The 24,072-nt window shown below is 41.0% G+C and carries 19 protein-coding genes, 1 other RNA gene, 1 pseudogene and 2 other annotated features; of the genes and pseudogenes, 18 read left to right on the forward strand and 3 right to left on the reverse strand.

What is annotated here, in order from left to right; genetic code table 11:
* Positions 1-50 precede the first annotated feature (50 nt).
* Entirely contained in the window at positions 51-2,255 is a 2,205-nt protein-coding gene (locus BMZ06_RS00205; RefSeq protein ID WP_089748984.1) for a RelA/SpoT family protein, read from the forward strand.
* A gap of 26 nt (positions 2,256-2,281) precedes the next feature.
* Positions 2,282-2,728, forward strand: a complete 447-nt coding sequence (dtd, locus tag BMZ06_RS00210) for a D-aminoacyl-tRNA deacylase (RefSeq protein WP_089748985.1) — start codon at positions 2,282-2,284, stop codon at positions 2,726-2,728.
* A 69-nt stretch (positions 2,729-2,797) separates the two neighbouring features.
* On the opposite strand, the gene BMZ06_RS00215 is transcribed toward dtd, so the two are convergent.
* The gene (locus BMZ06_RS00215; RefSeq protein WP_089748987.1) at positions 2,798-3,856 is read right to left on the reverse strand and encodes an N-acetylmuramoyl-L-alanine amidase family protein; all 1,059 of its coding nucleotides are present in this window, start codon (positions 3,854-3,856) and stop codon (positions 2,798-2,800) included.
* Between the two features lie 162 nt (positions 3,857-4,018).
* Positions 4,019-4,238: a binding site (T-box leader), on the forward strand.
* Between the two features lie 72 nt (positions 4,239-4,310).
* Between BMZ06_RS00215 and hisS the strand changes: the two genes are divergently transcribed.
* The 3 genes from hisS (at position 4,311) to ssrS (ending at position 7,633) form a co-directional block, all read left to right on the forward strand.
* Positions 4,311-5,591 carry a histidine--tRNA ligase gene (gene hisS / locus BMZ06_RS00220; protein WP_089748988.1) on the forward strand — a complete coding sequence of 427 codons (1,281 nt, stop codon included), beginning with the start codon at positions 4,311-4,313 and terminating at the stop codon, positions 5,589-5,591.
* Positions 5,592-5,593: 2 nt separating this feature from the next.
* Positions 5,594-7,357: an aspartate--tRNA ligase gene (gene aspS / locus BMZ06_RS00225; protein WP_089748990.1), complete on the forward strand. Its 1,764-nt coding sequence runs from the start codon at positions 5,594-5,596 to the stop codon at positions 7,355-7,357.
* Positions 7,358-7,440: 83 nt separating this feature from the next.
* Positions 7,441-7,633, forward strand: a non-coding RNA gene (gene ssrS, locus BMZ06_RS00230) — 6S RNA.
* A gap of 58 nt (positions 7,634-7,691) precedes the next feature.
* Here ssrS and BMZ06_RS00235 read toward each other — a convergent pair.
* Together BMZ06_RS00235 and BMZ06_RS00240 are read right to left on the reverse strand one after the other, a co-directional pair.
* Positions 7,692-8,354 carry an RsfA family transcriptional regulator gene (locus tag BMZ06_RS00235; RefSeq protein ID WP_089748993.1) on the reverse strand — a complete coding sequence of 221 codons (663 nt, stop codon included), beginning with the start codon at positions 8,352-8,354 and terminating at the stop codon, positions 7,692-7,694.
* Positions 8,355-8,491: 137 nt separating this feature from the next.
* Positions 8,492-9,766, reverse strand: coding sequence for a replication-associated recombination protein A (locus BMZ06_RS00240; protein ID WP_089748994.1), 1,275 nt, complete (start codon positions 9,764-9,766; stop codon positions 8,492-8,494).
* 409 nt (positions 9,767-10,175) lie between these two features.
* On the opposite strand from BMZ06_RS00240, the gene BMZ06_RS00245 reads away from it, so the two are divergent.
* The 13 genes and pseudogenes from BMZ06_RS00245 (at position 10,176) to mltG (ending at position 24,012) form a co-directional block, all read left to right on the forward strand.
* Positions 10,176-10,838 (forward strand): YczE/YyaS/YitT family protein, encoded by a 663-nt coding sequence (locus tag BMZ06_RS00245; RefSeq protein WP_089749420.1) that lies wholly within the window; start codon positions 10,176-10,178, stop codon positions 10,836-10,838.
* Positions 10,792-11,211, forward strand: coding sequence for a cysteine metabolism transcriptional regulator CymR (gene cymR / locus BMZ06_RS00250; protein ID WP_014643856.1), 420 nt, complete (start codon positions 10,792-10,794; stop codon positions 11,209-11,211). Before BMZ06_RS00245 ends, cymR begins: the two co-directional genes overlap by 47 nt.
* A gap of 19 nt (positions 11,212-11,230) precedes the next feature.
* Positions 11,231-12,382: a cysteine desulfurase family protein gene (locus BMZ06_RS00255; RefSeq protein WP_089748996.1), complete on the forward strand. Its 1,152-nt coding sequence runs from the start codon at positions 11,231-11,233 to the stop codon at positions 12,380-12,382.
* 5 nt (positions 12,383-12,387) lie between these two features.
* Positions 12,388-13,500 carry a tRNA 2-thiouridine(34) synthase MnmA gene (mnmA, locus tag BMZ06_RS00260; protein WP_089748998.1) on the forward strand — a complete coding sequence of 371 codons (1,113 nt, stop codon included), beginning with the start codon at positions 12,388-12,390 and terminating at the stop codon, positions 13,498-13,500.
* A 65-nt stretch (positions 13,501-13,565) separates the two neighbouring features.
* Positions 13,566-14,224: pseudogene (locus BMZ06_RS00265) on the forward strand (tetratricopeptide repeat protein).
* A 21-nt stretch (positions 14,225-14,245) separates the two neighbouring features.
* A complete protein-coding gene (recD2, locus tag BMZ06_RS00270) occupies positions 14,246-16,570 on the forward strand; it encodes an SF1B family DNA helicase RecD2 (RefSeq protein WP_089749000.1) in 2,325 nt (774 codons plus the stop codon).
* 20 nt (positions 16,571-16,590) lie between these two features.
* Positions 16,591-17,406 carry a sugar phosphate isomerase/epimerase family protein gene (locus BMZ06_RS00275; protein WP_089749002.1) on the forward strand — a complete coding sequence of 272 codons (816 nt, stop codon included), beginning with the start codon at positions 16,591-16,593 and terminating at the stop codon, positions 17,404-17,406.
* Positions 17,407-17,646: 240 nt separating this feature from the next.
* Positions 17,647-18,714, forward strand: a complete 1,068-nt coding sequence (locus BMZ06_RS00285) for an AI-2E family transporter (RefSeq protein WP_089749006.1) — start codon at positions 17,647-17,649, stop codon at positions 18,712-18,714.
* Positions 18,715-18,755: 41 nt separating this feature from the next.
* Positions 18,756-18,969 (forward strand) — a binding site (T-box leader).
* Between the two features lie 95 nt (positions 18,970-19,064).
* Positions 19,065-21,701, forward strand: a complete 2,637-nt coding sequence (alaS, locus tag BMZ06_RS00290) for an alanine--tRNA ligase (RefSeq protein WP_089749008.1) — start codon at positions 19,065-19,067, stop codon at positions 21,699-21,701.
* A gap of 63 nt (positions 21,702-21,764) precedes the next feature.
* Positions 21,765-22,037: an IreB family regulatory phosphoprotein gene (locus BMZ06_RS00295; protein ID WP_014643848.1), complete on the forward strand. Its 273-nt coding sequence runs from the start codon at positions 21,765-21,767 to the stop codon at positions 22,035-22,037.
* A complete protein-coding gene (gene ruvX / locus BMZ06_RS00300) occupies positions 22,034-22,450 on the forward strand; it encodes a Holliday junction resolvase RuvX (RefSeq protein ID WP_014643847.1) in 417 nt (138 codons plus the stop codon). Before BMZ06_RS00295 ends, ruvX begins: the two co-directional genes overlap by 4 nt.
* 15 nt (positions 22,451-22,465) lie before the next feature.
* Positions 22,466-22,750 (forward strand): DUF1292 domain-containing protein, encoded by a 285-nt coding sequence (locus BMZ06_RS00305; protein WP_014643846.1) that lies wholly within the window; start codon positions 22,466-22,468, stop codon positions 22,748-22,750.
* A 128-nt stretch (positions 22,751-22,878) separates the two neighbouring features.
* Positions 22,879-24,012, forward strand: coding sequence for an endolytic transglycosylase MltG (mltG, locus tag BMZ06_RS00310; RefSeq protein ID WP_175477753.1), 1,134 nt, complete (start codon positions 22,879-22,881; stop codon positions 24,010-24,012).
* Positions 24,013-24,072: the final 60 nt, after the last annotated feature.

Raw genomic sequence — 24,072 nt, forward strand, 5'->3', positions numbered from 1 at the left:
ATAAATCAAATATCTTTTTAAAGAAAGTCTACAGAAACCAGGGTGATTGAATGGCGAAAGATACAGTTCTAACAGCTGAAGAAGTAATAGAACAAGCAAGCACATACTTGAATGAGGATGACCTTGCCTTTATTCGCCGTGCCTATCAGTTTGCTGAACAGGCACACAGCGACCAGTTCCGTAAATCCGGGGAGCCTTATATAATCCACCCTATTCAGGTAGCAGGGATTCTTGTGAACCTGGAAATGGATCCGGAAACGATAGCAGGAGGGTTTCTTCATGATGTAGTTGAAGATACAGAAGTGAGTATTGAAGAAATAGAAAAAGCCTTCAATACGGAAGTATCCATGCTAGTCGATGGGGTTACGAAGTTAGGAAAAATTAAATATAAATCTAAGGAAGCTCAGCAAGCGGAGAATCACCGGAAAATGTTTGTGGCAATGGCCAAAGACATCCGTGTTATTCTTATCAAGCTGGCTGACCGCCTTCATAATATGAGGACATTGAAGCACCTTCCTGCTGAAAAGCAAAGAAGAATTTCCAATGAGACTTTGGAGATTTTTGCTCCTTTGGCTCATCGTCTTGGTATATCTACAATTAAATGGGAACTCGAAGATACAGCGCTGCGTTATTTAAATCCACAGCAATATTACCGGATTGTACACCTAATGAAACAAAAGCGTAACGAGCGGGAACATTATATTGAAGAAGTTATGGATGAGATTCGCAGTCAGTTGAAGGACGTTAATATTGATGCAGATCTTAATGGAAGACCTAAGCATTTATACAGTATTTATAGAAAAATGGTTTTGCAGAATAAACAATTTAATGAAATTTATGACCTGCTTGCTGTTAGGATTACGGTAAACAGTATAAAGGACTGTTATGCTGTTCTTGGGATCATTCACACTTGCTGGAAGCCGATGCCTGGTCGCTTCAAAGACTACATTGCTATGCCAAAACCTAACCTTTATCAATCTCTGCACACGACTGTAATTGGTCCAAAAGGCGATCCTTTGGAAGTTCAAATCCGCACCCATGATATGCATGAGATAGCTGAGTATGGAATTGCTGCACACTGGGCTTATAAAGAAGGGCGTCAAAGTGCTGCGGAACAGTCGTTTGAAGAAAAATTGACCTGGTTTAGAGAAATTTTGGAGTGGCAAAGTGAAACTCATGATGCCGAAGAGTTTATGGAATCTTTGAAAGTCGATTTATTTTCAGACATGGTCTATGTGTTCACACCAAAAGGGGATGTAATTGAGCTGCCTTCTGGTTCTGTCCCTATTGATTTTGCTTATCGTATACACACTGAAGTAGGCAATCAAACGATCGGTGCTAAAGTAAACGGAAAAATGGAACCATTAGATTATGTGCTCAATACCGGTGATATTTTAGAAATCATGACTTCCAAACATTCCTATGGCCCTTCCAAAGACTGGATTAAATTAGCACAAACTTCTCAGGCAAAGAATAAAATTAAGCAGTTTTTCAAAAAACAGAGAAAAGATGAAAATATCGGGAAAGGCAAAGAGCTGGTAGAGAAGGAAATTCGTAATTTCGGAATTCAGCCTAAAGATGTACTTACTCCTGATAATTTAATTCGTGTTTCTGAAAAGTTCAATTTTAGCAGCGAAGATGATATGTTTGCGGCTGTAGGTTATCAAGGAATTACAGCAGCCCAAATCGCAACCAGGATTACAGAAAAATGGAGAAAACAGAAACAAAAACAGCAGAACCTGGAACAAACATTGGCGGATGTAAGTACAACTGAAATTAAAACGCCCGCGAAGAGCGGTAAGAAAGATTCAGGAGTGCGTGTGGAGGGAGTAGACAATTTGCTCGTTCGGTTGTCTAAATGCTGTAACCCTGTACCTGGTGATGATATCGTGGGATACATTACGAAAGGGAGAGGTGTTTCTGTTCACCGAACGGATTGTCCTAATGTGAAAACGGAAGAAGCACAAACCCGGCTCCTTCCTGTTCAATGGGAAACTTCTGTCACGGATTCAAAACAGTACCATGTTGACCTTGAAATATGGGGATATGACCGCAGAGGGCTTCTAAACGAAGTTCTCCAGGCAGTTAATGAGACAAAAACTAATATTACCGCGGTTTCTGGTAAATCCGACAGAAACAAGATGGCCACCATTCATATTACAATTCTGATCCAAAACACGAGTCACTTACGGAGAATTGTGGAGCGTATCAAGCAGATTCAAGAGGTTTATACGGTCCGACGGGTTATGCAGTAATAGGATACAAAAGGGGTGGCATTGAAATGAAAGCAGTGGTACAGCGTGCTTCAAGAGCGAGTGTAGAAGTTAATAACGAGGATGTTGGTTCAATTCAAAAAGGACTAGTCGTTCTTCTTGGAGTGACTCATGAAGATACGGAAGAGGATGCAAGGTATTTAGCTAAGAAAATTCCTTACCTGAGAATTTTCGAAGATGATGATGCAAAAATGAACCATTCACTTGTAGATTTGGGTGGAAAGCTTTTGTCTATTTCTCAATTCACCTTGTTCGGAGATTGCCGTAAAGGCCGGCGCCCAAATTTCATGCAGGCAGCAAAACCTGATCAGGCTAAAGAACTCTATGAAACGTTTAATCATATGGTTGAAAATGAAGGTGTTGGAGTCGAAACAGGAGAATTTGGCTCTATGATGAATGTTGCCTTGACTAACTCTGGGCCAGTGACGTTGATCCTGGACAGTAAAGAAAGATAAGAAGATAAAGCCCTGGAAGTCGTTATAAACTTCCAGGGCTTTATGTTTTGCTGTGGATATTCTGAAAAATTAATCTGAGAAGTACCGACTCAACCCTCTGGCTATTCCTTGGCCGACAGTTGTGTGGTAAGAAGGCGAGGTCACTACACCCTCTTCAGACTTATTGGAAATGAAGCCAAGTTCTAAGAGTACAGCGGGTTTATTGTTTTCTCGTAACACATGAAAGTTTCCGAGTCTTACCCCTCTGTCTGTCAAACGAGTCTCATGAACCATTTCCTGTTGAATCAATGCCGCGAGATGTTTATCTTTAAAGTGATAGTAGTAACTGCTGATTCCATTTGCAGAAATATTTGCAGGGGCACTATTAAAATGGAGGCTGATGAAAGCATCAGCTTGTGAATTTAAAGAATGATAATTGCGGGCAGCAAGCGCTAAGTATTCATCTTTGTTTCGTGTAAATATAACATTTGCTCCCTGACTTTGCAGTTGTTGTTTCAAGGCATCAGCGGTTTCTAACGTTAAGTCTTTCTCCAAAATCCCCGTGAAACCAATGGCCCCGGGATCTCGGCCTCCATGGCCAGCATCAATTATGATAGTTTTACCATGCAGATTAGCTTGGGAATCGGAAGCCGTTTCATAATTTCCTGTCTGCTTCTGCTGGGTTTTTACAATCCAGTCTGCCACATAAGCTTTTTGATTCTGAAAACGGATTTCATACCAGGAACCATCTTTTCCTATAATTTTAAATTGCTCGTTCTTATAACCACGCCCCAGGATAGAGGCTTCTGTAGAAGGACCGCTTCTAATGTTGGTGCCATTGTAATTCAACGATAAATGTGAGTTTTCTTTCTTATCAATAGTTTGATCGTTTTTCTGAACCAGCCACCCGGCTACCCAGCCCTGACGATCATTACTGAGTTGAATTTGAACCCACTCCCTTTGTTCATTTATGTATTCATACACTTCATTTTTATGAACCTGGGTAATCTGTTCATGGTTTGTCCCTGGACCGCTTCTAACATTGACCACATCCTCTTTGACGACCATCTGATCGGCATAGACAATGAAATTACTGGTACCTAGAATTCCGAAAATTAGAACAAGTAGCATGAAACCTGTCTTCTTCATATTAATTTCACCTCCTTATTTTTTGGCCACGTGTATTATTCGACAGGCATGATAAACGTACCTGCCAAAGGAATTAAAATATAGTAATAAATATTTTAGAGAATAGCTTGACATCCTAAGGAAAAAGCCTATATGATAGTAATCAATTCTATAATGATACGACTAAAACCATTGAGGGAAAAAGTAGTCCATTCCCACGTAACCAGAGATGGAATGCCAGATAGGCTGAAAGCATTCCTTTATGATGGATGGATGAAAGACATTTCTTAGGTTCTGCATCGAAATGAAGTAGGTGTAGACGTACCACAGGCGTTAACTGTCTTTGAGTGGAAGCTGAATGCTTCAATCAGGGTGGCAACGCGGGTAAATCCCCGTCCCTTTTCCTATTGTCAGGAAAAGGGACGGGGATTTTTTGTGGTATTTTATGGTGGAAAAGTATAAAGGAGGAGTATTAATGAGTATAAATGCCCCAAGAGGTACACAGGATATTCTTCCTGGAGCCTCAGAAAAATGGCAGTATGTAGAGAAAAAGTTGGTGGACTTATGCCGCCGCTATCACTATAAAGAAATTCGCACTCCCATTTTTGAACATACTGAATTATTTCAACGTGGAGTTGGAGATAGTACAGATATTGTCCAGAAAGAAATGTACACATTTGAGGATCGTGGAGGGAGAAGTGTTACGCTTCGCCCAGAAGGAACGGCTTCAGTAGTGAGATCCTTCGTTCAAAATAAAGTGCATGGATCACCTAATCAGCCGACTAAATATTTTTATATTGGTCCTATGTTTCGATATGAGCGACCTCAGCAAGGAAGACAGAGACAATTTGTCCAATTTGGAATTGAAGCTCTCGGAAGCGATGATCCAGCTATAGATGCTGAAGTTCTTGCGCTGGCTCTTGATTCTTATCGGGAGATGGGCTTGACTTCCTTACGACTTGTGTTAAATAGTCTTGGGGATCTTGAGAGTAGAGAAGCTCACAGAAACGCCCTAATTCGCCACTTTGATCCGCATCGTGAAGAATTATGTGCAGATTGCCAAGTCCGTCTTGATCAGAACCCGCTTCGCGTTCTAGACTGCAAGAAGGACAGAGACCACCCGGCCATGGAAACTGCCCCTTCTATTTTGGATTATTTAAATACGTATTCAAAAGAATATTTTGATAAGGTAAAAGAATACTTAGATTTGATGGGCATCGAATATGAAATCGATCCTAACCTGGTTCGCGGGCTGGATTATTACAATCATACTGCTTTTGAAATTATGAGCGACGCTGAAGGATTTGGAGCTATTACCACTCTGAGCGGCGGCGGACGCTACACCGGTCTCGTGGAAGAAGTTGGTGGTCCGGCTACTTCCGGCATTGGTTTTGCCATGAGTCTGGAACGCTTATTAATGGCTCTGGAGGCAGAAGGTGTTCAGCTTCCGATCGATGAAGGGCTGGATTGCTATCTGGTAGCTTTAGGCGAAGAAGCAGAGAAGGTTTCGGTCCGTGTAGCTTATCAATTGAGAAAAGCGGGCATTCAGGTAGATAAAGATTACCTGGGCAAAAAAATGAAAGCCCAGTTTAAAACCGCAGACCGCCTTGGTGCAAAATTTGTGCTTATTCTGGGGGACCGTGAAGTTGAAGAAAATGTGATAAACGTGAAAGATATGGTAAGTGGAGAGCAAAAAGAAATTCCTCTAGATGATATTGAGACTCATATGAAAAATCAGCTGTTAGGAGGCGAATAAATATGGAACGTGTGCAAAGCGGATCTTTACGTAAAGACCATTTAGGTCAAGAAGTCACTTTGAAAGGCTGGGTGCAAAAGCGCAGGGACCTTGGGGGTTTGATTTTTATCGACCTGCGCGACAGGTCCGGACTTGTTCAGGTAGTATTTAATCCAGAAACATCTAACGAAGCATTAAATACAGCTGAGAATGTTCGCAGTGAATACGTGCTGGAAATAATAGGTGAAGTAGTCGCCAGGGATGAGAAGACGATTAATCCGAGTATCGGCACAGGAGAAATCGAGGTGGCAGCTCAATCTGTAACGATTCTAAATAAAGCGAAAACACCTCCATTTATGATTGAAGAACAGTCCGAGGTTTCTGAGGATCTTCGTTTGAAATATCGCTACCTTGATCTTAGAAGAAAGGAAATGCAGGATACCTTTAAGCTTCGCCATCAAGCTACTCAATCCATCCGTAACTTTTTAAATGAAGAGGAATTCCTGGAAATGGAAACTCCTATGCTAACAAAAAGCACGCCAGAAGGAGCAAGAGACTACCTTGTGCCGAGCCGTGTACATGAGGGACAGTTTTATGCATTACCTCAATCACCACAGTTATTTAAACAAATGCTGATGATGTCTGGTTTCGAAAAGTATTATCAGATTGCCCGTTGTTTCCGCGATGAGGATTTACGCGCGGACCGACAGCCAGAGTTTACGCAAGTGGATATTGAAACATCGTTCATGTCTAAGGATGAAATTATGACTATGACCGAACGCATGATGAAGAAAGTAATGAAAGAAGTTAAAGGGATCGAGGTTTCTACTCCATTTCCAAGGATGTCCTACGAAGAGGCAATGGAGCGGTATGGGTCGGATAAACCCGATACACGATTTGGTTTAGAACTTGTAAACTTATCGGAAGAGGTTGAAAATTCTGGTTTCAAAGTATTCAGTGGAGCTGTTTCTTCCGGTGGTCAGGTTAGCGCCATTAACGTTGAAGGCAAGGCTGATGAGTTCTCCCGTAAAGATATTGACAAAATGACGGAAGATGTTAAAGTCTACGGTGCAAAAGGACTAGCGTGGCTTAAAGTAAAAGATGGGGAATTTAATGGACCTATCGCTAAATTCTTTACAGAAGAAGAAGCGGACCTGATTAAATCGAAGACAGGAGCAACTGAAGGAGATCTTCTACTATTTGTAGCCGATAAAACATCAGTCGTATATGACAGTCTTGGAGCACTGAGACAGAAGTTAGCCCGTCGTCTTGATTTAATTGAAGAAGATCGCTTTAACTTCTTGTGGGTTACCGACTGGCCGCTACTGGAGTACGATGAAGAGGAAGAGCGATATTTTGCAGCTCATCATCCATTTACGAAGCCAGCGGAAAAGGATATGGAGCAACTGCATACAAATCCTCAGGATGTTCATGCAGAAGCCTACGATATTGTACTAAATGGTTATGAACTGGGCGGAGGTTCGCTGCGTATCCATCAAAGAGAAGTACAGAATCAAATGTTTGAAGTTCTTGGGTTCAGTCAGGAAGAAGCGGAAGAACAGTTCGGTTTCTTACTTGAAGCTTTAGAATATGGAGCACCGCCTCATGGAGGTATTGCCCTTGGATTTGACCGATTTGTTATGCTGCTTGCCGGTCGTACGAATCTTCGTGATACCATTTTATTTCCAAAGACAGCTTCAGCAACAGATCCAATGACCAATGCACCCGGAAGTGTAAGCAAGGCTCAATTAGACGAGCTTCACCTGCAATTAAAGCCTAAAGAATAAATAGAAAATCTGTCTTAAATCTGGCTTGTTATTGTTGATAAGGATATATATATATGCTATGATTGTTTTACAAATTAAACGGATCAATCCTGATGTGTACGTTGTTCGAATGTACGTTTTGACCGAACATTTTTGAAACGGGAGCCCGGTGTTTCCATACGGAATGCATGCCTCTTAACCATCACTGATGGGAGGACGCAGGAAGTGTGGAACAGGGCACCCACCTGCCTGGAGCGGGTTCAAAACTCATGATACAACGGCACAATTGGGATTGGTCTTTTAATTTAATTACATAAGATAAAAAAGGAAGCCCTCTCTTAGAGGGCTTCCTTTTTTATCTTGCCACATTTTCCAGATTACCGTTTTTCTCCATACGGAACTGAGGTTTATAAGCATAGTCCTGTTCTTCAAACATAACCATTTTTCTTGCTCGATCCATAATTTGGATTAATGCCTGGTAATCTTCTGTCATAGTTTCTAATTGTCTATTTAACTGTTGGTTCTGATCCAATAGTTGTTTATTTTTCTCTTGAAGCTCGAACAATTGTTTTTTAGCTGAATCACTGCCCAAGGTTTCTTTTTGAAGGTTTTTTAAATATCGAATGACATGGGAAAGCTGGATCTCTGGTTCTGGCTGATAGTGCATCGCTGGCTGCTCACTCACAATCTTACTTTCTTCGAATATAACAGGCTCTTCTGCAGGTTCTGACTCATAAGTCACACGTGCAGGCATTTCTTTGTAAACTGGATTTTGGCGAGCTTCACTACGTTTCTTCTCTTTTCTTTGCTTTTTAGCCAGTTCTACGGCCTGCTCATATTTTTGACGAACTTCGGCATTCCACCTGAATCCGCAAGCAGCGGATGTACGGTTTAATGCATCTCCTACTTCGTCAAACGCTTTTAATTGGGTGCTTCCTTCACGGATATGGCGAAGAACCGTTTCTGCTAGTAATAAATCATCTTCATGAGACCATGCATCTTGTCTTACTTTAGGCATATTTTCCACTCCTGTATGTTTTCCAGGTTTGTATGATAAAGCTCTTTTTTAAGTTGGAATGCTTTGCTTTGTCCACACCTAGAAAAGTAGTTTTTCAGATTTAGTTGTAGTGTAGCCAACAGAAAGTGGAAATATACTTAAGTAGATTTACGATTTTTTATTTTTTTCCATACTTGCTGTAGAGCTTGTTCGAATTTTCCGGTAGCTTTTGGTTCGTAATACGTGCGGTTCTTGATGGTGTCAGGTAAGTATTGTTGGTCCACCCAGCCATTTTCAAAATTGTGAGGATACTGATATTCTAGGCCTCTGCCTAATTGTGAAGCTCCCTTATAATGAGAGTCTTTCAAATGGGCAGGAACTTCTCCGCTTTTACCATTTCGAATGTCTGATAGGGCTGCATCGAGTGCTTTATAGGCACTATTTGACTTAGGTGACAAAGCAAGTTCCGTAACGATAACAGATAGAGGAATCCGAGCTTCGGGAAAACCAATTCTTTCTGCTGCCTGTATAGCGGAAAGTGCTCTTGGACCAGCCTGGGGATTGGCAAGCCCGATGTCCTCATAGGCGATGACCACAAGCCTGCGCCCAATACTATCGAGATCTCCGGCTTCTATCAAACGTCCAAGGTAGTGAAGAGATGCGTCTACATCGCTGCCTCGGATTGATTTCTGAAAAGCAGAGAGTACATCATAGTGGGCATCTCCATCCTTATCATGAGAAAAGCTTTTCTTTTGCATACACTCCTCAGCGATCTCCAAATTAATAGGAATACGTTTGTCTTCCATAGGGGTGGAGAAAGCGGCAAGCTCTAGTCCATTCAAGGCAGCTCTGAGGTCTCCGTTCGCCGCATGGGCAAAATGATCGACAGCTTCGGAGGTAAGCTCAAGTTCTAAATCTCCAATCCCCTGTTCTTTGTCCTCTGTGGCCCGGTAAATCGCCTGCTTGATTTCATCTGGTGTGAGTTTATAAAGTTCAAATAGATGACAACGGCTCCTGATCGCTGGATTGATGGAATGGTATGGATTACTTGTCGTACAGCCGATTAGAGTTAACCGATTACTCTCAAGATGAGGAAGCAGAAAATCTTGCTTTGCTTTATCCAGGCGATGGACTTCGTCAAGGATGAGAACGAGCTGTCCATGCATCTTGGCTTCTTCAACAGCAATTTCCATATCTTTCTTTTTATCAGTAACGGCATTTAAGTTTTTGAAGGGGATTTTTAGGCTTTTAGCTAGTGCGGTAGCCATCGATGTCTTACCCGTGCCGGGAGGACCGAATAGGATCATGGAAGCCAGGCGATTCGCTGTTATCATTCGGTGAATCGTTTTTCCTTCGTCCACCAGGTGGGACTGTCCTATAATTTCGTTTAAATTGGAAGGACGCATGCGGAATGCGAGTGGTTGCTGGCTCATACATCAAGCTCCTTTTTAAGTATGTTTATGCTAAAGTTAATTGCTGATCTTTATAAGATGATATTCTGTTATACGTTACGTAGAAAGGGAATGAGTATTTTCCCCGCTTCTTGGCTCGACATGGATGTGTAAAATTGATGTTCGATGAAAGAGCGTCACATTCGTTAAACCGTCGAACTTGATCAAAGAAAAGGTCATATACCAAACCCCTTGAAATCGAACAAAGGGTTTATCCATAGTAAGGGAACTTATATTAAGAAAAATCTAACATTGAACTATATCAGATTTAGTTATAAATGTAAGGTTAGATGGATTACTGAGAAAATGCAAGAGACTTGCCATTCATGCTATAATAACGTTTGGTATAATAGAGAGAGGAGGGATTAGGTTGAGTTTAAACCACCCTCAGATGCATGAGAATTTTGTTAGGTGGACTTTTTTTATAGTAGGAGTGATTATACTTGGTCTTGGTATATCCATGACCATGCAAGTAAAGGATTTTGGAATCGGGCCCTGGGATGTTTTCCATTACGGACTTTTTCTCCAGTTTGGTTTAACAGTAGGAACCTGGTCCATTATCGCTGGGCTTGTTATCGTTACTTTACATGCTCTCTATAAGAAGAGACTCCCGAAGATTGGTACCATATTAAACATGATTTTTATTGGTATATTTATTGATTTTTTTAATTGGCTGCTTCCAAGTCCTGAAATCATGACCGTTCAAATTATCGTATTTGTTCTAGGTACTATTGTAATCGCCTTAGGAATTGGTATATATGTATCTTCCGGCATAGGGGCGGGACCGAGAGACAGTTTAATGTTGATGATCTCTGAAGCAATGGGTTGGAAAGTTTCAACCGTAAGAAACGGCATTGAGATCACAGTGGCTGTGCTTGGTTTCGCTCTTGGCGGTCCTGTAGGAATTGGAACTGTATTTATTGCGTTATTTTTAGGAACTTTTGTAGGATATACGCTACCTGCGTCCCAACGATTGTTACAGTTTTTAATAATGAAAGGTGACTTATATGAAGATATCTACCAAAGGCCGTTACGGTCTAACCATTATGATTGAATTAGCCAGGAAATATGGAGATGGTCCGATATCTCTAAAGCAGATTGCAAGAGACAATGGACTGTCTGAGCATTATTTGGAACAATTAATTGCTCCTCTACGAAATGCAAGTTTAGTTAAAAGCGTAAGGGGGGCTTACGGCGGCTATATGCTGACAAAAGCACCTCACGAAATTACTGCAGGAGATGTTATTCGTATCCTGGAAGGACCGATTACCCCTGTGGAAGGCATTGAAGATGAGGAGCCCGCCAAACAAGCTCTATGGAAAAGAGTGCGTGATGCTGTTAAGGATGTACTGGATACGACCACTCTTGAAGATTTGAAAGATCATGTAGACGACCAGACTCAGGATGCGTACATGTTTTATATTTAATAGGTGGAGGTGAGAATGAATGAAGGGAATTTATCTGGATCATGCTGCTACTTCTCCCGTTCACCCAAAGGTAGTTGAGTCCATGATTCCTGTGTTGGAAGAGACCTATGGCAATCCCTCCAGTGTTCACCAATTTGGAAGACAGGCAAGAAAAATTCTTGACGAAGCAAGAAAGGTGATTGCAAGGAGTATTCATGCAAATGAAAAAGAAATAGTTTTTACAAGTGGCGGTACAGAAGCTGATAACTTAGCAATAATTGGTACAGCCAGAGCCCGTGAGCAGGAAGGTAAGCATATTATTACCACTCCAATTGAACATCATGCTACATTACATGCAGTCGAATTTCTTGAAGAAGAAGGTTTTGAAGTTACGTATTTACCTGTTGATGACCATGGTGCCGTTCGTGCGGAAGATGTAAAGAAATCATTAAGAGATGATACGATTCTAGTCTCCATCATGATGGTAAATAATGAAACAGGGGTTATGCAGCCTATAAAAGAAGTTGCTGAACTCTTAAGAGAACATTCCACTTCTTTTCATTCTGATATTGTTCAGGCATACGGTCTCATGGAAATTGATGTAACTGAGCTGGCGGTGGACTTGATGGCGGTTTCTGGTCATAAAATAAACGGTCCAAAAGGGATCGGCTTTCTTTATGTCAGGGAAGGGACCAAGCTTGAGTCCCTGCAGTATGGTGGAGAGCAGGAAAGAAAAAGACGTGCAGGCACGGAGAACCTTCCGGCTGTGAAAGGACTCCAAACAGCAGTAGAACTGATTGAAGGAGAGCGCAGTCAAAAAAGGAAGCAGTACAAAGAATTAAAAGAAACATTTCTGCATGCTTTAAACGAAGAAGGCGTGAATTACTCAATTAATGGTGCGGAAGAATATAGTATTGAATCAATTATAAACATTAGTTTTCCAGAAATGAACGTGGAAACAATGCTCACAAACTTTGACTTATCGGGAATTGCTGCTTCAAGCGGCAGTGCTTGTACAGCTGGGTCCGTAGAACCTTCACATGTACTTTCGGCTATGTATGGTACTGGCGACCCTCGAACGACTAATTCAATTCGATTTAGTTTTGGCCATAGTAATAGCAAAGAGGACCTCACACAAGCAGCACAGAAAATCAGTCAAATCGTACAAAGACTGAGCATAACAGGAAGGTGAAAAAAATGAAAGAACCGAAAGACACTCGTGTTGTGGTCGGAATGAGCGGAGGAGTCGATTCCTCTGTAGCTGCTCTTTTATTAAAAGAGCAGGGCTATGATGTAGTCGGAATCTTCATGAAAAATTGGGATGATACTGACGAAAATGGAGTATGTACGGCAACAGAAGATTATGAAGATGTAATTAGAGTGTGTAATCAACTCGATATTCCTTATTACGCCGTAAACTTTGAAAAGCAATACTGGGATAAAGTATTTACCTATTTTCTAGAGGAGTACAAAGCAGGCCGAACGCCCAACCCTGATGTCATGTGTAACAAAGAAATCAAATTTAAGGCATTTTTAGACCATGCCCTTTCTCTTGGCGCAGATTATCTAGCTACCGGACATTATGCTCAGGTGCGAGAAAACAATGGAGTTTATGAAATGCTTCGCGGGATTGACAGGAATAAAGATCAAACGTATTTCCTGAACCAGCTGACTCAAGAAATGCTTGAAAAAGTGATGTTTCCTCTCGGCCATTTAGAAAAGAAACAGGTGAGAGAAATAGCAGAGCAGCATGATTTGGCTACGGCTAAAAAGAAAGATTCAACAGGAATCTGCTTTATAGGTGAGCGGAATTTCAAAGAATTCCTGAGTGAATATCTTCCGGCCCAGCCTGGTAACATGGAAACTCTGGATGGTGAAGTGAAGGGTAAACACGAGGGACTTATGTATTATACTCTGGGTCAGCGTCAAGGTCTTGGAATTGGGGGCGCTGGAGATCCGTGGTTTGTAGTAGGTAAAAATGTGGAGAAAAATATATTATACGTTGGACAAGGTTTTCACCACGATGCATTATACTCTGATGGTTTAATTGCTTCTGAAGCAAACTGGACAACTGGATATGTTCCTGAAGAAGCCATGGAGTGTACAGCAAAATTCCGTTATCGACAAGAGGACAGCCACGTAACGGTGCAGCCCATGACAGATGGGCGCTGGAAAGTAATCTTTCATGAACCGGAAAGAGCCATTACTCCTGGACAAGCTGTTGTGTTCTACGATGGAGAAGTTTGCCTGGGCGGTGCCACTATTGATACGGTCTTAAAAGAGGATGCTGCTGTCACATATGTCGGCTGAGCAAATGGTCATGTCCGTTATTAAGGACATGACTTTTTTACATATTTTTAAAAAGGAGCGAGAACATGGATAAACTAAAGCAAGGTATTGAAGAGATGCAAAATCATAATTATGAGGAGGCGGCCCGTCTTTTCACTGAATCCATTGATGAAAATCCTAAACAGCCGGTTGGTTATATTAACTTTGGAAACCTGCTTACGCACATGAATGATTATGAACGTGCAGCCCGTTTTTTAATAGAGCTATTGAGCTTGATGAAGAAGCCGCTACAGCTTATTACGGACTGGGGAATGTTTATTATGAACAGGAAAAGTTCACAAAAGCTCAAGAGCAGTTTCTTCAAGCCATTCAAAAAGGTTTAGATGAAGCCGATGTCCACTTTATGCTGGGGATGACTTTTGTACATCAAGAGTATACGAAGCTTGCTCTTCCTTATTTACTTCGAGCTGCTGAACTGGCTCCTGAAGATGTAGATATCCAATTTCAATATGGTCTCTGTTTAGCTCAGAACGGCCAGATTGAAGGTGCTGAACAGGCTATGAAACGTGTGCTACAATTGGAGGAAGAACATAGTGACGCTTACTACAATTTGGGAGTGGTCGCTCTTCATAAAGAAGATGCGAAATCAGCACTCTTCCATTTTAATCGAGCACTTGAAATTCAGCCAGAGCACATGCTGGCTTCTCATGCAAAGGCCCAAGTGGAACAAGCGTTAAACGAGTAATAATTGAAGGAGAAAGATGGCATGACACAACAAACGCTCTTTTCTGAATCGAACGAAGAACGTCCTTATGTTAAAGGTGAACTCAATCGAATGATCTTTCACAATGAGGCTGAGCATTTTTCCATCGCTGCGATCACCGTAACTGAAACAAATGAAGAGACGGATGTGGACTCACTGGTGATTAAAGGACACTTTTCTCCTCTGGAAGAAGGAGAAACCTATATCTTTTATGGTCAATTCCGTAACCACCAGAAATTTGGACTACAATATGAGGTAGAGATGTATAACCGTGTCTTGCCTGAAACAAAAGATGGGCTGGTTCACTATTTATCGAGTGATTTGTTTCACGGCATAGGTAAGAGGACGGCTGAGCGTATCGTTGATCATTTAGGGGAACAAGCGATATCGTTTATATTAGAAGACAGAGATGCTTTAGATAAAGTACCTAAGCTTACTAAGGAAAAAGCAGATCAATTATATAAATCGCTAAAGGAGCATCAAGGTTTTGAGCACGTGATGATTCATCTTTCTCAATACGGTTTCGGGTTGAAGTTATCTCAGAAAATTTATGAGGTCTTTAAAGATCAAACCCTTGCCATTATTGAAGAAGATCCTTATCAGCTTGTATTTAAAGTCGAAGGTTTCGGTTTTCATCGTGCAGATGAAATGGCTAGGATGCAGAATCTATCTCATGATCATCCTACCAGACTCAGAGCAGCATGTTTGTACATGATGCAAAAAAGCATGTCTGCCGGGCACACTTACCTTCCTACCGAAGAATGTCTTGTCCAGGTTGATCAGTTACTAAACACAGGACTTGAAGCTTCTATCTCCTTCGATCAACTATCAGAGCAAATCATCCATCTGGGGCAGGAAAAGTATGTATATATAGAAGAAGAGCGTATTTATTTACCTACGCTATATTTCGCAGAAAACGGCTTTTGCCGTAATATCGAACGTATTCTAGAAGGAGAGTTGGAAACCCAGCATACTCAGGCGGATCTCATGAAAATTATTGGAAGCATTGAAGAAGAGGAAGCAATGAGTTATGGAGAAGACCAATTTAACGCAATTGAGAAAACGTTACAGTCCAAGCTTATGATTTTGACTGGAGGCCCCGGAACTGGAAAAACAACGGTTATCAAGGGAATCATTCAGTCTTATGCAGAGTTAAATGACGTCTCAATTGACCCGGAAGACTATGATTCGGATCAGCCTTTCCCTTTTGTCTTGGCTGCACCAACAGGACGGGCTGCTAAACGTATGACGGAATCCACTGGCATGCCTGCAAGCACGATCCACCGTTTGCTGGGATGGGACGGTCATGAACAATTTGAGCGCAACCAGAATAATCCTTTAGAAGGTAAGGTTCTCATCATCGATGAATTTTCCATGGTGGATATTTGGCTTGCTAACCAATTGTTCCGTGCCGTTCCTTCAGGTATGCAGGTCCTCATAGTAGGTGATGAAGATCAACTTCCCTCTGTAGGCCCCGGTCAAGTTCTTGCCGATCTGCTTGCTTCCGAACAGCTCCCATCTTCCAAACTGACGGAAGTGTATCGTCAAAAAGAAGGTTCAAAAATCATTCAGCTTGCGCATGAGATTAAAAATAATCAATGTACTGCGGTATCACTGGCTAAAGAGCATGATTTTAATTTTATACCTGCTCGGGAGAATCAGCTTGCTGATATCGTTACCCATATTGTAAAAAAAGCGATTGACAAGGGTATTAACCTTAGAGAATTGCAAGTTCTTGTTCCGATGTATCGCACAGAAGTTGGTATTCATAAGTTGAATTCGGAGATTCAGCGAGTGGTAAATCCTAAAAGCAAACAGAAGCGGGATATCCAATTTAATGATCAAACATATCGAAAAGGAGATAAAGTCATTCAGTTGGTAAATCAGCCCGAAGATGGAGTTTATAATGGGGATATAGGCGAAATTGTTGCGATATTTCGTGAGGAAGAAAACGTAGATGGTGTAGAACAGGTCGTCGTTGATTTTGACGGAAAAGAAATTGTTTATCCAAAAAAAGATTTGAACAATGTAATGCTCGCTTATTGCACATCGATCCACAAATCGCAAGGAAGTGAGTTTTCAATTGTCATTCTTCCAGTAGTACGAAGCTACAAAAGAATGCTTAGGAAAAATTTGCTCTACACAGCTATTACTCGTTCTAAGCAATCGCTAATCATCTGTGGAGATCGCAATGCATTTCTTGAAGGCGTAAAGTCTACGGATACAAACCTTCGTTATACAAGGCTGAAAGAAAAACTTCAGGAGAAGGTGGTCCCGGAAGTGACGGAAAATGAGGAAGAAGAATTGTCCCCTTACGATTTTATGTGAAGTTAAGGAGGAGATAAACTATGGAATCTAAACTGGGGATGTCCGGCAGTACTATTTTAAGTGACCCTGTCCAATTTGATCAGTTATTTAAATCAGGAATTGACCATATTGAAATTGGAGAATTTCCAGATGAAGCTTCTTTTTACCGCTTTCTTAATATGGCGAGGCGGAATCAAGTCTCTTTTGGGATTCATTCGCCCCTTATTAGAGGGAACAGCAAGTACGATCTAATCGAACATGTGTCTGTGGATCCTCTGGATGCTCGAATAAATTTTGAAAAGGAAGTCGCTTTGGCAGCAAGTGTCGGAGCGGAATACATTCTCGTTCACTTTCCATACTTTAAAGGTCCTGTGAGTTCTAACCCTCGGACTAAGATTGAAGAAGGACTTCGTTACCTCTCTGAGCTGCAGAAAAAATACAAAATCTCTATTGTCTGCGAACCTAAACTTGGTCATAACCGCTCTTCTGCAGGGATCCACTACCTTCACCAATTCCCTAAAGAGGTGTGGGGTACCTATCAATTATCTCTTTGTATTGACATGGGAGATTATCGAATGGCAGCCGATGATAAATGGAAAGAATACATCGTTCCTTTGCTTCCGTACACAACAGTTGTCCATGTACATAATGTAAGTTTTTTAGATGAGAAATATTACTGGGTGCCGATTCATCCAGAACTAAATTCAAAAGAAGGTCACTTTGATATGAAGTCAATGATTGAAATACTGGCTGAAGAAAAAGGAAGATATTTTATCCTGGAGCATACCCCTCACTCCCGGCCAACTGAATCATATGTGGTGGAAGGTATGGAGTGGCTTCATAAACTTATAGAATAATGTATGAATATATTTCGGACGGACATACTGTTTTGTAAAAAAGGAGTATGTCTCCCCATGAAATGTCCGAATTGTAAGAGCAAAAATCTAGGCAAAATAGGAAACGAACAATATTATTGTTGGAATTGTTGTCTGGAGTTAGCTATTGAGAACGGTAAAATGAACATAAACCAAATTGAAGAAGATGGCAGTCTAAGTTCTCTCAATGACATATTCTATCAACAAGGATCTTAAGCAAGGATGAGTGATCAAACAGCCAAGTGGGTACGCCGGTTCATCATCTTCTTCATTATACTTCTCAGTCTATTACTACTAGCCTGGCTGTTTCCCTATTATGATCATATTATTATCATAATAGGTAGAATCCTTTTGCCCTTTGTCTTGGCTCTTGTGCTTTCCTTGCTGCTTCATCCTCTTGTAAATCTGCTGGAAGAGACGGGGATCTCAAGGCCTCTTGCTATCTTGCTTATATTCCTCGTTTTTTTTTCTTTAGTAAGTTTAGGAATCTATAAAGGCTATCCCCGTCTGTTAACACAGGTAAGACTGTTGAGTGAGCAAGTTCCTGCTTTAACGGAATCTTATCAAGGATGGACGAAGCAGTTATACGCTCAAACTGAAAGGTTTCCAGATGGTATTCATAAAAAATTGGATGGAAGTTTTTCAGATTTCGAAGAATGGATAAGCACAAAATTAATGAACTTGCTTACAAGTTTAACCGGTATCTTTGATATGGTCTTTTTGGTCGCTGTCATTCCCGTAATGACCTTCTATTTTTTAAAGGACTACCAAATGATCGGTCGCTCTTTGATGACTTTATTACCTGTTTCCTGGCATGATGAAGCCGTAAGACTGAGTAGGGAACTTAGTCATTCCTTGGGAGGATATATTCGCGGGCAGCTTCTAATCAGTCTATTTGTGGGCGCTCTTGCCTCGTTAGGTTTTTGGCTGGTGGATCTCCCATACGCTCTTATTCTTGGAATTATAGCAGGAATAACGAATATTATTCCGTATTTTGGTCCTTTGCTTGGGGCCGTACCGGTCCTGATTGTAGCCGCTACCATTTCAGTAAACATGCTTATATTTAGTCTGCTGGTGGTCCTTGTAATTCAAGTACTTGAAGGAAATTTGCTTTCGCCATATATTATGGGGAGAAGTATTCACATCCACCCATTGGTTATTATCTTTGCCTTACTTGCTGGTGGTGAACTTGCAGGAATTCCTGGTTTAATTTTAGCTGTACCGGTTCTTACATGTCTAAAAGTAATTGTTAGTGAGGTTCATAAAGGACGCATTCATATTGACAGATAGGGAACAGTTATCTATAATAGCGCATATCGACACTATACGAACGAAAAACAGTGAAGGAAAAAAGTAAGCAACTACCCATAATTAGAGAAGCATATTCCAGGCTGAGAAGTATGCTATGGACAGGGTTGCTGAAAGCTATTCCTGAGTGCGGTTAATCCCCGCCGGAGTCGCGCCTCGTTATTGGCGTCTGAGGTGATAGACAGTTTTATGTCTATAATCAGGGTGGTACCGCGGATTTAAACTCCCGTCCCTGCCAATGGCAGGGACGGGAGTTTTTTGTTCGTACAGATAAATAGAGTGTTTATAAAAGAGCATTAAGCTTGATGCACATAACATAAGGAGGTAATGATATGAAATCATGGACATCTGCTGAAGTCCGCCAAATGTTTCTGGACTTTTTTAAAGAAAAAAATCACAGTGTGGAACCAAGTGCTTCTCTTGTTCCTCATGAAGATCCTACACTCCTTTGGATAAACAGTGGAGTAGCTACGCTGAAAAAATACTTTGACGGGCGGGTTATTCCTGAGAATCCAAGAATTGTGAACGTACAAAAATCAATTCGCACGAACGATATAGAAAATGTTGGGTTTACAGCCCGCCACCATACTTTTTTTGAAATGTTAGGTAACTTTTCTATTGGAGATTATTTTAAAGAAGAAGCGATGAAGTGGGGGTGGGAATTCCTGACCAGTAAAGATTGGATTGGATTTGACGAAAGCAGGTTATCTGTTACGGTTCATCCAGAAGATGATGAAGCCTATACGATATGGCGAGATATTGTCGGAATTGATGAAGAGCGGATTATCCGTATTGAGGAAAACTTCTGGGATATTGGTGAAGGCCCGAGTGGTCCAAACACTGAAATCTTTTACGATCGTGGTGAAAAATACGGGAATGATCCTCAAGATCCTGAACTTTATCCGGGTGGAGAAAATGAACGCTATTTAGAAATCTGGAATTTAGTATTCTCACAGTTCAATCATAATCCTGATGACACGTACACGCCCTTACCTAAGAAAAACATCGATACAGGAATGGGATTGGAGAGAATTGTCTGCGTCATTCAAGATACACCTACCAATTTCGAAACAGATTTATTCAAACCCCTAATTGAAGCAACAGAGTCGATCTCGGGAAGGAAGTATGGAGAAAGTGAGGAAGAAGATTCTTCCTTTAAAGTTATAGCTGATCATATGCGTACGGTTTCTTTTGCGGTCAGTGACGGGGCTCTGCCGTCCAATGAAGGAAGAGGATACGTTCTGCGCCGTTTGCTGCGCCGAGCTGTAAGGTTTGCTAAACAAATAGGTATAGATCAACCTTTCATGTACAAATTAGTACCGGAAGTAGCTAAAATTATGGTCGACTTCTATCCTGAAGTAAAAGAGAAGCAGTCCTTTATCCAAAACGTGATTAAAACGGAGGAGGAGCGTTTCCACGAAACATTAAATGATGGACTTGCCATCTTATCGACAATTATGAAGCAGGAATCAGAAAAGGGGAGTAATATATTCCCTGGGACAGAAGTATTTCGCCTATACGATACGTATGGTTTTCCAAAGGAGCTCACAGAAGAATATGTAGCTGATGCTGGTTTTACCATTGATGAAGATGGGTTTATGCTTGAAATGGAGAAGCAACGGGAGCGTGCAAGGAACGCTCGTCAGAAAGCTGGTTCCATGCAGGTCCAAGAAGGTGTCCTCGGGGACGTTCATGTAGCCAGTGAATTCACCGGTTATGATCAGCTTCATACAGAAGCAGAAATTATCGAAATGATTAAAGGTAAAGAGTTTAGTGAACAAGCAGAAGAAGGTGATACAGTCTATGTTTTTTTAGATAAAACACCTTTCTACGCAGAAAGCGGTGGACAGATCGCTGATAAAGGCCGTATAGAAAATGATAACGTCTTATTGGAAGTAACGAATGTTCAAAAAGCACCAAATGGTCAGCATATGCACGAAGCCGTGATTCAAAAAGGTTCGCTTCATAAAGGTGACAGGGTTCATGCAGAAATAGATGAGAAATCCCGTTCATTTATTGTCAAGAATCACACGGCTACCCATTTGCTACATCAGGCCCTGAAGGATGTATTGGGTGACCATGTCAATCAAGCAGGTTCTCTCGTAGCTCCAGATCGTTTACGATTTGATTTCTCCCACTTCGGTTCAGTTTCCAATGAGGAGATGGAGAAGATTGAAACTATCGTAAACGAAAAAGTATGGCAGTCTATTCCTGTAAGAGTAGAATATAGCTCTATCGAAGAAGCTAAAGAAAAAGGCGCCATGGCATTATTTGGAGAGAAATATGGAGACACTGTCCGTGTTGTGCAAGTAGGTGATTACAGTCTGGAACTCTGCGGAGGGTGCCATGTGGTAAATACTGCTGAAATTGGTTTATTCAAAATTGTATCAGAGACAGGTATTGGCGCTGGAACTAGACGTATGGAAGCTGTAACAGCTAAAGATGCTTACTTGTATATGAATGGCAAGGAATCGTTGTTAAAGCAAGCTGGTGAACGTTTAAAGACAAAACCGGAGCAAGTACCTGAACGAATAGATGTCCTTCATAAAGAGATTAAGGATCTGCAGAGGGAAAATGAATCCCTAAGTGCTAAAATCTCTAATATGGAAGCTTCAACCATCCTTGATGAAGTTGAAGAGATTAACGGCGTCAAGGTGCTGGCAAAACAAGTGGATGTGAAAGATATGAATGCTTTACGTTCCATGATTGACGATTTAAAGCAAAAAATTGAATCTGGTATTATATTGCTTGCTGCACCAAATGGAAATAAAGTTCAGCTAATTGCAGGAGTATCCAAAGACTTAGTAGAAGAAGGTTATCATGCAGGACATTTAATTAAAGAAGCAGCTTCCAGATGCGGAGGAGGCGGCGGAGGCCGTCCGGACATGGCTCAGGCGGGAGGCAAGGATGCTTCTAAGATTCCTGAGGCCTTAGAATTTGCAAAAGAGTATGCAAATCAAGGTTCTTAGTTTTCCATTAAGTAAACTTAGGTATATAATGGAGTAAAGACTAACAAGTGCGAGGTGACATGAATGAGCTCAATGGATAAAACAATGAGATTTAACTTCTCAGAGGAACCGTTTGACCAGGATGTGCGCTCTGTATTGCTTTCTGTACACAGTGCTCTTCAAGAAAAGGGCTACAACCCTATCAACCAGATAGTCGGTTATTTACTCTCTGGAGATCCAGCGTACATCCCGCGTCACCAGGATGCCAGAAACTTGATTCGCAAAATTGAACGTGATGAACTAATCGAAGAGTTAGTTAAGTTTTATATTAGAGAGAATAAAGAGGGCAATGAATGAAAAAAATAGGTCTAGACGTTGGCGAAAAAACGGTAGGAGTGGCTATTTCCGATGCCTTAGGCTGGACAGCCCAGGGACTAACTACTATACATTGGGATGAAACTGATTTTAATACGGTTCGCGGACCGCTTCAAAAGATCATTGAAGAGCATGAAATCACTGAAGCAGTGGTAGGTTTTCCTAAGAACATGAACGGAACAGTAGGACCTAGAGGAGAAGCCAGCCAGCGTTTCGCCGCGTGGATAAAAAAAGAATATAAAATACCATCCCATCTTTGGGATGAACGTTTAACGACAATGGCAGCAGAGCGGGTATTGCTGGATGCAGATGTCAGTCGAAAGAAGCGAAAGAAAGTCATTGATAAAATGGCCGCTGTTATCATTCTGCAAAGTTATCTAGATTCTAAACAATAAGGAGGACGTTTTATCATGGCACTAGAAAAAGAAGAACGTATTGTAATTCCAGATGAAAATGGAGAGGAACATTTATTTGAGGTATTGTTCACATTCGATGTAGAGCAGACGGAACAGTCCTATATTGCCGTCATTCCTGCTGAGCAGAAAGAGGGAGACGAGGTAGAAGTTTTTGCGTTTCGATATGAAGAAAAAGGAAACGAAGAAGATGACCTTGCACTCTACCAGATCGAATCGGATGAGGAATGGGAAATGGTTGAAGAAATGCTGAATACTTTGACAGATGAAGATTTAACCTAAATAAAAAAGAGCCTGCAAACTGCAGGCTTTTTTTATGTGAAGCTTCTGAACCATAGAAATTATACCACTGATGTGGAAAGGCTCTCGCATTTTGTAGTATAATGTACCGGATGGAAGGAGGAAGTCTGTTGTCCGAAAGAAATTTTAAAAAAAATTACAAAGCTCGACTAAAAAAACGTAAAGAGGAAGCAAGCACGGTGCGAAAAATTGTAGCTTCCATACTTACAATATTTGTTCTTCTTCTACTAATCGGAGGATTAAGCGGTTATTTTTATATTAAATCCGCCCTGGAGCCTGTGGATCCAAACGATGAAAGCCAAAAAAGTGTGGAGATACCTTTAGGATCATCCACGTCTCAAATTGCGGGGATTCTAGAAAAGAATGAAATTATTAAAAATGATTTAATTTTTAGATTCTATACAAAATTTAAAAATGAATCAGGATTCCAAGCTGGAGAATATCAGCTTACTTCGTCTATGAAACTGAATGAGATTATTGATTCACTGCAGTCAGGTAAATTAATTAAAGATCCGGCGTTTAAGGTAACCATTCCTGAGGGGCGGACGCTCGATCAAATTGCTGGTACTTTAGCAAAGAAATTTCCATTTACTAAAGACGAATTTTTAGAAAAAGTGAATGATAAAGAATATGTAAAAGAACTTATGGAACAGTACCCTGAGCTCTTGACAGAAGAGGTATTAAATGAAGAGATTAAATATCCTCTCGAGGGATACTTATTTGCTTCTACTTATCCTATTTATGTAGAAGATCCTACAATAGATCAGATTGTCCATAAAATGTTAGATCAGACGAAAGAGGTTGTACTGCCTTACAAAGAACAACTGAATCAGCTGGATTTACTTAATGAGGATATGACCGTACATGACCTAATGACAATGGCTTCGTTACTAGAGAATGAAGCCAGAACCTCTGAGAATCGAAAGAAAATCGCTAGTGTATTTTATAATCGTTTAGAAGAGGAAATGCCATTACAAACAGACCCTACTGTATTATACGCTTTGGGAGAGCATAAGGACAGAGTCTTATATGAGGATCTTGAGGTCGACTCTCCTTATAATACGTACGAAGAAGAGGGATTGCCCCCAGGGCCGATCTCTAATTTTAATGAAAATGCTTTGAAAGCTGTTGTGCAGCCTGCTGATACAGAATTCTTATACTTCCTGGCAGACGACGAAGGAAATATTTATTATTCAAAAACTTTGGAAAAGCACAACGAAAAGAAAAATAAATATATTAATTGATTATGGAAGAGGAATGCGAGATTACTCGCATTCCTCCATTTTTGTATGTTAAAATAGTGG

This window comes from Halobacillus alkaliphilus, assembly GCF_900113125.1.
Classification (GTDB): domain Bacteria; phylum Bacillota; class Bacilli; order Bacillales; family Halobacillaceae; genus Halobacillus; species Halobacillus alkaliphilus.